At 60.1% G+C, this 9,040-nt stretch carries 8 protein-coding genes; 6 read left to right on the top strand and 2 right to left on the bottom strand.

The genetic code is table 11. The annotated features are described in order from the left end of the window. Positions 1-557 (bottom strand): DUF4105 domain-containing protein (locus R6U20_RS08775; RefSeq protein WP_410337480.1); only part of this gene is annotated, 557 nt, incomplete at its 3' end. A 108-nt stretch (positions 558-665) separates the two neighbouring features. Between R6U20_RS08775 and nth the strand changes: the two genes are divergently transcribed. Both nth and gpmI read left to right on the top strand, forming a co-directional pair. After that, positions 666-1,514: an endonuclease III gene (gene nth, locus R6U20_RS08770; RefSeq protein ID WP_410337479.1), complete on the top strand. Its 849-nt coding sequence runs from the start codon at positions 666-668 to the stop codon at positions 1,512-1,514. 104 nt (positions 1,515-1,618) lie between these two features. Beyond that, positions 1,619-3,148 carry a 2,3-bisphosphoglycerate-independent phosphoglycerate mutase gene (gene gpmI / locus R6U20_RS08765; RefSeq protein WP_410337478.1) on the top strand — a complete coding sequence of 510 codons (1,530 nt, stop codon included), beginning with the start codon at positions 1,619-1,621 and terminating at the stop codon, positions 3,146-3,148. A gap of 146 nt (positions 3,149-3,294) precedes the next feature. Here gpmI and sppA read toward each other — a convergent pair whose 3' ends face one another. Further along, the gene (gene sppA, locus R6U20_RS08760; RefSeq protein WP_410337477.1) at positions 3,295-5,088 is read right to left on the bottom strand and encodes a signal peptide peptidase SppA; all 1,794 of its coding nucleotides are present in this window, start codon (positions 5,086-5,088) and stop codon (positions 3,295-3,297) included. A 535-nt stretch (positions 5,089-5,623) separates the two neighbouring features. On the opposite strand from sppA, the gene hrcA reads away from it, so the two are divergent. The 4 genes from hrcA to R6U20_RS08740 form a co-directional block, all read left to right on the top strand. Next, the gene (hrcA, locus tag R6U20_RS08755) at positions 5,624-6,739 is read left to right on the top strand and encodes a heat-inducible transcriptional repressor HrcA (RefSeq protein ID WP_410337476.1); all 1,116 of its coding nucleotides are present in this window, start codon (positions 5,624-5,626) and stop codon (positions 6,737-6,739) included. 122 nt (positions 6,740-6,861) lie between these two features. Further along, complete coding sequence (locus R6U20_RS08750; RefSeq protein WP_410337475.1) at positions 6,862-7,503, top strand: nucleotide exchange factor GrpE; 642 nt, start codon at positions 6,862-6,864, stop codon at positions 7,501-7,503. Positions 7,504-7,617: 114 nt separating this feature from the next. Further along, on the top strand, positions 7,618-8,757 hold the full coding sequence (gene dnaJ, locus R6U20_RS08745) for a molecular chaperone DnaJ (RefSeq protein ID WP_410337474.1): 1,140 nt from the start codon (positions 7,618-7,620) through the stop codon (positions 8,755-8,757). Between the two features lie 44 nt (positions 8,758-8,801). Beyond that, the coding region (locus R6U20_RS08740; RefSeq protein WP_410337473.1) for a flavin reductase family protein at positions 8,802-9,040 on the top strand (239 nt) is incomplete at its 3' end.

The following is a 9,040-nucleotide window of genomic DNA, read 5'->3' as shown; positions in this document are numbered from 1 at the left end:
TAGCGGTCGAGCATTTCGCGGAAGGTGAGCTGCGGGTCGGGCGCATCGGACCAATCGACGGTGGGCCACACGTCGGTGCAGGCGTCGCGAATCCGTGTCGAGCAGTTGTCGAACAGGAAATCGTAGCGATAGACGCGGTTTTCGGGCTGGGCGTTGACGCGTAGAAATCCCACGAGGGCGCTGCGCTGCTCGGGCGTGAGGTTGAGCGTCTGCTCCACTACGGGCCGCCCGAGCTGCTCGTAATGCCGCAGCGCGGCTGGAAACGAGGCCACGCTCAAATAATAATCGAGCTGTCCGTACAAAAATTTGGGGACAAACCAGCGGTCGAATTGGAAGGTGCCGTAGTTGTAGAGCCGGTCGATGCCTTGCTCTGGGTCGTGCACACGCACCGCGCTGTGGCCGAAGGCCTCGTAGACGGCGGGGCCGGGCAGAATGGTGATGAGCGAGACATCGGCCTCGGGCGAGAGATCGGCGGTCTGTGCGGCTGCGGCATCAGGGCCTGCCAGCAGAATGATACCCATCAGTACCGCGGCTACATATCGAGAAACCCAGGCCATACGTCGTCCATTGTGATACGCGTTGTGTACGGCGGATGTCAACGAGGGCACTGCTCCACGGTTCGTCGGCACACGTTCGCTTCGCATCTGATAACACGCTTTTATTCTGTGGGACGTACCGACCGCGCACGCATCACCCTGTCACGCCTCCGCGACACCATCGACCGCCCGGCGACCGAGCTCCAATACACGAATCCGTACGAGCTGCTGGTCGCGGTCATCTTATCCGCACAGTGTACCGATGAGCGCGTGAACAAGACCACGCCGGAGCTCTTCGAGGCATTTCCAACGGTCGAAGACATGGCTCAGGCGGATGCGGAGGATATCTACCCGTACATTAAATCGGTCACGTTCCCGAACAACAAATCCGGCTACCTGGCGAAGATGGCCCGTAAGGTCTGCGACCAGTTTGATGGCAAAATCCCGCAGACCGTATCCGACCTACAGAAACTCTCGGGCGTTGGACGCAAGACAGCGCAAGTCGTTGTAAATGTGGCGTTTGATACGGCGGCGCTACCGGTAGATACGCACGTATATCGCACGTCGCACCGCATTGGACTCGTTACGCGGGATGCGAACACACCCACCAAGGTGGAGCGCCAGCTCAAGCGTATCATTCCGCGCAAAGATTGGGGCGATGCGCACCACCTGCTCATCCTGCACGGACGCTACACTTGCACGGCGCGCAACCCGTCGTGCGAATCATGTGTGCTCACTGACATTTGCACCCACTACACGCGCCTGCAACGGCTGCCCGCCCCGATGCCGGAGCTTAGCGCACGCCACGGCGACTACTTCTGCCGCACGTGCGATTCGTTTTTCGACGAGCCGAGTACGCACGTCGATCGCTACGACATGGAGCAGACCGCCTGCCCGCGCTGCGGTTCGATGATGGTCTTTCGCACCCGCGACGGCCAGCCCACCAAGCAGCCGCTCGACTTTCGAGTGAATGGGTAGAAAACCACCTCCAAATGTATTCTGCGGCGCTACATCGCCGCCCCCTTGTTCGTTGGGATGCATCGGCGATGTGTCCCTTCTGTTTCCTGCAAACCATCTGTTTTATGACGCCTTCCGAAAAGCACCTGCTGCTCATTCTCGACGGCTATGGCATCGCTGAAGACCCCTCGGTGAGCGCCATTGACGCCGCCAACACGCCGTATATTGACGACCTGTTTGCGGAGCATCCGCACGCTACGCTCACCGCCTCGGGCGAGGCCGTGGGGCTGCCCGACGGCCAGATGGGCAACTCCGAGGTCGGCCACATGAATCTGGGGGCCGGACGCGTGGTGTACCAGGAGATTACGCGCATCAACAAGGCCATCGAGGATGAATCGTTCTTCGAGAACGAGCCGCTGGTGAGGGCCGCACGCCATGCCAAGACAAACGACAAGAAGCTGCACCTGATGGGCTGCTTCTCGGATGGCGGCGTGCACAGTCACCTCGACCATCTGTACGCCCTTCTGCAACTGGCTGCCCGCGAAGGGCTCGACCGCCGTCAGGTGTGCGTACATGCCTTCACCGACGGGCGCGACACCGATCCGCACGGCGGCACCAGCTATCTGCACGAGTTTCAGCAGGAAGCGAAGCGCGCAGGCGTGGGGCGCATCGTGTCGATTGTGGGGCGCTACTATGCGATGGACCGCGACGAGCGCTGGGAGCGCACCGAGCGGGCGTACCGATTGCTCACCCAGGGCGAAGGCAAACCCTTCGAGGACCCGATGGCAGCCCTTCAAGACAGCTACAGCGACGGTATTACCGATGAGTTTGTGGAGCCGCGCCACATCACACACGGCGACCGCACCCGCACGCACGTTGCCGATGGCGATGCGGTGATCTTCTACAACTTTCGTGGCGACCGCGCCCGCCAGATCACGCGTGCCTTTACCGAAGACGACTTCGACGGCTTCGACCGCGGCAACAAGCTCGATCTGGAGTACGTCATCTTCTCGCCCTACGACGAGACGTTCGACCTGCCCGTGGCCTTTCCGAAGCTGAATCTGGAAGACACCATCGGCGAGGTCATTTCAGCGCAGAGCGGCACGCAGCTTCGCGCTGCCGAAACCGAGAAATACCCGCACGTTACGTACTTCTTCAGTGGCGGACGCGAGGAGCCGTTCGAGGGCGAAGACCGCATTATGGTGGATTCGCCAAAAGTGGCTACCTACGACATGCAGCCGGAGATGAGCGTGCCGGAGCTGTCGGAGCGCGTGGCCGAGGCGCTGGGCGCGCAGGACTATACGCTGGCCGTGGTCAACTTTGCCAACCCCGACATGGTGGGCCACACGGGCGATTTTGACGCCACCGTGCAGGCTGTTGAAGCGGTGGATGCCGCCACGCGCACCGTGGTCGAAGCCGCATTGAAGGCCGGATACAGCATCAGCATCATCGCCGACCATGGCAACGCCGACAAGCTAAAGAATCCGGATGGCAGTCCGAACACCGCGCACACCACGGCGCTGGTGCCGCACATCATCATTAAAGACGGCGTGTCAGCAATTGACGACGGCAAGCTTGGCGACGTATCGCCCACGATGCTGAAGGTGCTCGGCATCGACCCACCCGAGGCGATGACGGGGTCTGTGCTGGTGTAGGCAGTTCCCCTTCTGGCGCGAACGGTCCTCCGTGCGTGCGTAGCGGAAGCCGGTTTTGCAATGCATAACGCCCGCCCCGGGCTTATTGCCGGGAGCGGGCGTTTTTTTGTGTCGCAGGTTTTTCCGTTCAGGGGGATGCAAAGCACCTACTCAAACCGGATGTCCACAGGCAAGCGGGCCTGGATGGTGCCGTGGGTGCCAACAAGGCGCTCCAGCGCCTGACGCTGCTCCATGAACGTGCGCTCAACCTCGTTAGTGGTAAGCGCCGTGATCTGGCGACGCACGCTGGTATTGAGGGACTCGCTGAAGCGCTCGATGAAGGTCTTTGGACGAGGAAGGACCTGAACGCGGTACGGTCCTTCACCCATGTTGGCAGCTTCGGCAGCGCGTTGGACGGCTGTGCTCAGGCTACCAATCTCATCCACAAGCCCTACATCCTGCGCATCGCGGCCCGACCACACGCGACCGCCCGCCACCTCTTCGACAGCGGCGCGGTCCATATCGCGCCCGTCGGCTACGCGCTCGATGAAGGTGTCGTAGACCTGGCGTGTGCTTGCTTCGAGCCGCTGCTGCTCGTCATCGCGAAATGGCTCAATGCCTGAGTAAATGTCAGCGTAGGGGCTGGTCTGCACCGCATCGAACGTAACGCCGAGTTCGTTTTCGAGGAAGCCACTCGCATTAAAGAAGATACCGAACACACCGATGGAGCCGGTGATTGTGTTTTCTTGCGCAATGATGGTGTCGGCTCCGGCTGCCAGGTAGTAGCCGCCCGAAGCTGCTACATCACCCATCGACACGATGACGGGCTTCTCATCAGCAGCGCGGCGCATCGCGTTCCACATGACCTCAGATGCAGCGGCACTGCCTCCGGGCGAGTTGACGCGTACCACGATGGCCTGGATATCGGTGTTGGTGCGGGCAGTATTCATCGCCTCAATGAAGGGCTCCGAGGCTGCGGTCTGCTGGTCGCCAAATGGAGACGAATCGCCTCCGGGCACAATGCTCCCTTCCGCATAGACCACGGCAACGCTGCCCCCTTCGGCCAGCGTGAGACCGGCGTCTTCGGGCGGCACGCTGGCATACTGCGATACGCCGATGGTTGTGAGCTGGCTGGCCCCGGTGCGATCCGTAATTGCAGTTTCCACTTCGTTGGGGTACATCAGCGCATCCACGAGGCCCGCTTCGGCAGCGGCCTCGGCGCTAAGCACCGGGTCTTCGGTGGCGAGGCGGCGAATTTCAGACGCCTCCATGCTGCGTCCGTCGCCAACATCCTGGCTGAACTGATCGCTCTGCGTATCCAACAGCGCCTGAAGCTGCAATCGATTTTCTTCGGAGAGGTCGTCGCGCAGGAACGGCTCTACAGCCGATTTAAACTCGCCCACCCGTACAATTTTCGGTTCAATGTCGAGACGCTCCAGCGCGTTGCTAAAGAAGGGCTGCGTCGTGTAGAAGCCGTTCATCTCGAACATCGACACAGGCGGGACGAACACGCTGTCGGCAGCGGTGGCCAGATAGAGTCCTTTCTCGCCCATTCCAGCATCGGTGCCCGACGCAATAACCGGTTTGTCGCTGTTGGCTTTGAAAGCTTCGATGCTCTCACGCAGGTCAGCGAGGCGGGCCCATCCCGTCGGGGCCGAGCGGAGGCGCAACCAGACAGCATCGATGCGATCGTCGGCAGCCGCTTTGCGGAGCGCTCCGTTCACATCATTCATGTCGAAGCGGGGCCCCTCGCCAAAGGCCTGTGCAAAGGGATCTTGCGCCATGCGCTCCGGAATCTCGCCGTCCACCTCCACGACAAGCACGGAGTTGGGCTGCACAGAAGGAGTTGTATCCGACGACAGTGCAATGGCGAAGAAAAACAGCACAAAGAACGCAATCAGGCCACCCAAGGCAATGAGCGTGCCCAGGGCACTGGCCAGGAGCGTAGAAAGAAACCGCATAGAAGGAGAAGCCACATGAACGAAGATGAACGGGCGGTTGAACGAGTCTCTTTCGGGCGCCGCTCTTAAGGCCGTGCCAAATGGCAAGGCGTGGGGGCAAGAGAGACTCGAACAATAACCGCTTGCTGGCACACATACGTATAACGCCCGTGCTCCGTTACACCGATTGGGGTAGACCGCCTGTGAAGAAACTACCATGCGCGCCATGAAGTACAGCATGGTACCACGCACACCCGCCCAAATGCAACTGTCGGCGGATGCTGTTACATCTTTGTGCGAAACGATTAGGCATCTGTTTGCTTAATTCTACGGCACATAACGCAGGGCCTACTAAACGTAAGACCTACAGCACAGCGCCTATATCGACACGCACATCGGTTTGCGTCTTAAGGGGTGTTTCTTGAGTGCACCGATGTCCGCTCGTGTCTGTGTTGGATCTGTGCGATGCTCTGTGCGATGCTCTGTGCTTCGCTGTTGAGTTTTCGTGTTCGCACGTGTTGTTCGCATTTGCTGTTTTCCAGACGCACTGATGCCCATGAGCGCGCCTCCCCGTTCGTCTTCTGATGGTTCGCGTGCTTCGCGCTCCGTTCAGCAGACCGATCGACCGCCGTTGAGCGAGCGCGAGCGCCGCATCCTTCAACTGGTTGTGCAGCACTTCATTGACACCGCTGGGCCGGTCGGCTCGCGGTCGCTGGCTCGTCAGTTCGACATTGGGCTTAGCCCGGCCTCTATTCGTAACACGATGGCCGACCTTGAGGATATGGGCTACCTCGACCATCCGTATACATCGGCAGGGCGTATGCCGACCCAGATGGGCTACCGTACGTTTGTTGATGAGCTTATGCAGGCCCCGAAGCTCTCGGACGCCGAGCGGCAGGTGCTTAAGATGCAGCTGGCTCAACTCGTTAGCGATACCGACGAGATGCTGCGTGAGAGTACCAAGCTACTCAGCAAGCTGTCGAACCTGCTGGGCATGGCGCTAAGCCCCAGCCTGTCTACCGGCGTGCTGGAGCGGCTCGACATTGTGCCACTTACCGGCCCGCGCCTGCTCTTCGTGCTCAACGTGAGCGGCGGCCTCGTACGAACCATCGTGCTCGACTTTGAGGCCGATGTGGACCGTGCCGATCTTGACCGCATCGTGTCGATGCTGAATGAGCGACTGGCTGGCCTCACACTCGCCGAAATTCGTGATACCCACGAAGAGCGCGTGCGCGACCTCGACGACTCTACTGGCATTATAGACCTGATGCGCCAGGAGTCAACTCCGCTCTTTAGTGAGCCGCAGCAGGGCCGCTTGCAGCTTGGGGGCGCACGCAATTTGCTGAATCAGCCTGAATTTCAGGAAACCGATGACGTGCGTCATTTCTTTGAACTGTTGGAAGATGAGGCGCTCATCATCAATGTGCTGGAGAATCTTGGCACCATTACCCCCGACGCCGCCGGCGATACATATGTGCGCATCGGGAGCGATGACGAAGATGATGAAATGGCGTCGTACTCCATTGTGGTGTCGCCCTACCGCATGGGCAGCACTGTGGGGGCACTCGGCCTGATGGGCCCTACGCGCATGGACTACCCGCGGGCCGTGGCTCTGGTGCAAACTATGGCGAATGTCTTGAACCACGCATCCGAAGATGAAGCCGCCTCATAAGCCGCCCTTGCGAGCACTGCCCCAGCGCGTGGTGCGCATCTTGTAGCCCCCAGCAAGCGGCGCCACGCACGCCGCGCTTTGACGACAACCTTTGTATTTACTCACACCGCTTCACGATATACATGCCCACGAATCAATCGCCTTCCTCCGAATCGACTTCTTCTTCCACGAACGAAGATCCGCTGCTTAACGACACTGCGCCCCCCGACCCCGCAACGCCCGATACGCCCTCCGATCCCGAGACCGCGTCGCAAGGCGAAGCGTCGTCTGATGCCGAGCGCATCGCCGAGTTGGAAGCGCAGGTTGAAGCCCTCGAAGCCGAGCGCGATGCAATCAACGATCAGTTTCTGCGGAAAGCCGCCGAACTCGAAAACACGCGCAAGCGCCTGAGTCAGCAGATCGAACGGCAGTTTGAAGCGGGTAAGGTGGAAGCCATCAGCGCTGTACTTGGCACCATCGACGACCTGGAGCGCTCTATGGATGCCGCTTCGCAGTTTGAGGAAAATGATAACCCGAAAGCAGCCTACGAGTCGCTACGTGATGGGCTGAACCTGGTATACGAAAACTTTCACGCTGCGCTGAACGAGATCGACGTAGAGCGCATCGACGCAGAAGGCAAGCCCTTCGATGAAAACAAGCACGAGGCCATGATGCAGCAACCGGCCGAGGACGCCGAATCCGGCACCGTGCTCAACGAAATTCGTGCCGGCTACCAGATGGGCGACCGCGTGGTACGCCACGCCCAGGTCGTCGTCGCCAAATAACACCGCTGAACAAGTCCGTGGGTACTGGCATTTCATAATGTTGATGCCAGAGGTCCCTGTGCCCCTTAGCGTCTCGCCTGTTTTTGCTGCCTGTTTGACTGCTGCCCTACCCTCATGCCCGACGATTATTACGACGTACTTGGCGTCTCGCGCGATGCCTCGGACCGCGAAATAAAAAAAGCCTACCGCAAGAAGGCCATGAAGTACCATCCGGATCGCAATCCGGATGATACGGAGGCCGAGAAAAAGTTCAAGCAGGCCGCCGAAGCGTACGAGGTGCTCTCGGATGCGGAAACGCGCCAGCGCTACGATCGCTACGGCCACGCCGGACTCGGGCAGAATGGCGGGGGTGGACGCAGCGGCGGCTTCCAAGATATCAACGACATCTTCAGTGCTTTCAACGATATCTTCGGTGGACGCGCGGGCCGCTCGCGGCGCTCCAGCGGACGCCCCGGCAGCGACCTGCGCGTGAAGCTGCCGCTTTCGCTCAAAGAAATTGCGAACGGTACGCAGAAGAATATCAAGGTGCGCAAGTACGTAGCGTGCGACGACTGCGACGGCACCGGCGCCGAGGGCGGCGTCGATGGCGAAAATCATGTGATGTGCGATGAGTGCGATGGCACGGGCGAAATCCGCCAGGTATCGCGCTCAGTTTTCGGACAGTTTGTGAACGTGCAGGCCTGTCCCAAATGCAATGGCGAGGGGCGCATCATCGAAAACCCGTGCGACACGTGCAACGGGAAGGGGCGCTACGAGGGCGAAGAAACCATTAGTGTAACCGTGCCCGCTGGTGTCACAGAAGGCAATTACCTGACCATCTCCGATGCCGGAAACGCGGGGATCCGAGGCGGCCTGGCAGGCGACTTGCGCATCGAGATCAAAGAGAAACCGCACGAGCACTTTGTGCGCGATGGACTCGACCTCTATTACGATCTCTATCTGTCTTTCCCCGATGCGGCTCTGGGCACCGAGGTTGAAGTCCCCACGCTGAAAGGGCGTGCCCGCATCCAAATCGACTCGGGCGTGCAGCCTGGCAAGATTCTGCGGATGCGCGAGCGGGGCATTCCTGATCTAAACGGCACCGGACGCGGCGACCAGATGATTCGTGTGCACGTGTGGACGCCCCAGGATCTTACGAACGAGGAGATCGATATGCTCGAAGCGTTACGTTCGCATCCCAACTTCCACCCAAATCCTGACAACCAGGCGCCGAAGAAGTCGTTCTTCCGTAAAGTACGCGATGTCTTTTCCTGACGCCGCGTACAGACGTTCTATTGCCCGCTTATGCCTTGCTTGTCATGCCCACGCGCACCGAAGCGCCCCCCCTGCGCACCACTCTGCGCCGCTTGCCCTCGCCTGTTGTTGTTGTTACCACCTATGCCGAAGGCAAGCCCTGGGGCATCACCATCGGGTCGTTCACCAGCGTCTCGCTCGACCCGCCGCTGGTCAGTTTCAACGTAGACCGTAAGGCCCAGTCGCACAAAGCCCTGCACGAGGCCGGGCGCTGCGCCATCCACCTGCTCGACGACACGCAGGT

It is taken from the genome of Longimonas sp., from assembly GCF_046498435.1.
Taxonomy (GTDB): Bacteria; Bacteroidota; Rhodothermia; order Rhodothermales; family Salinibacteraceae; genus Longimonas.
This window is presented reverse-complemented; position numbering and strand designations above follow the sequence as displayed.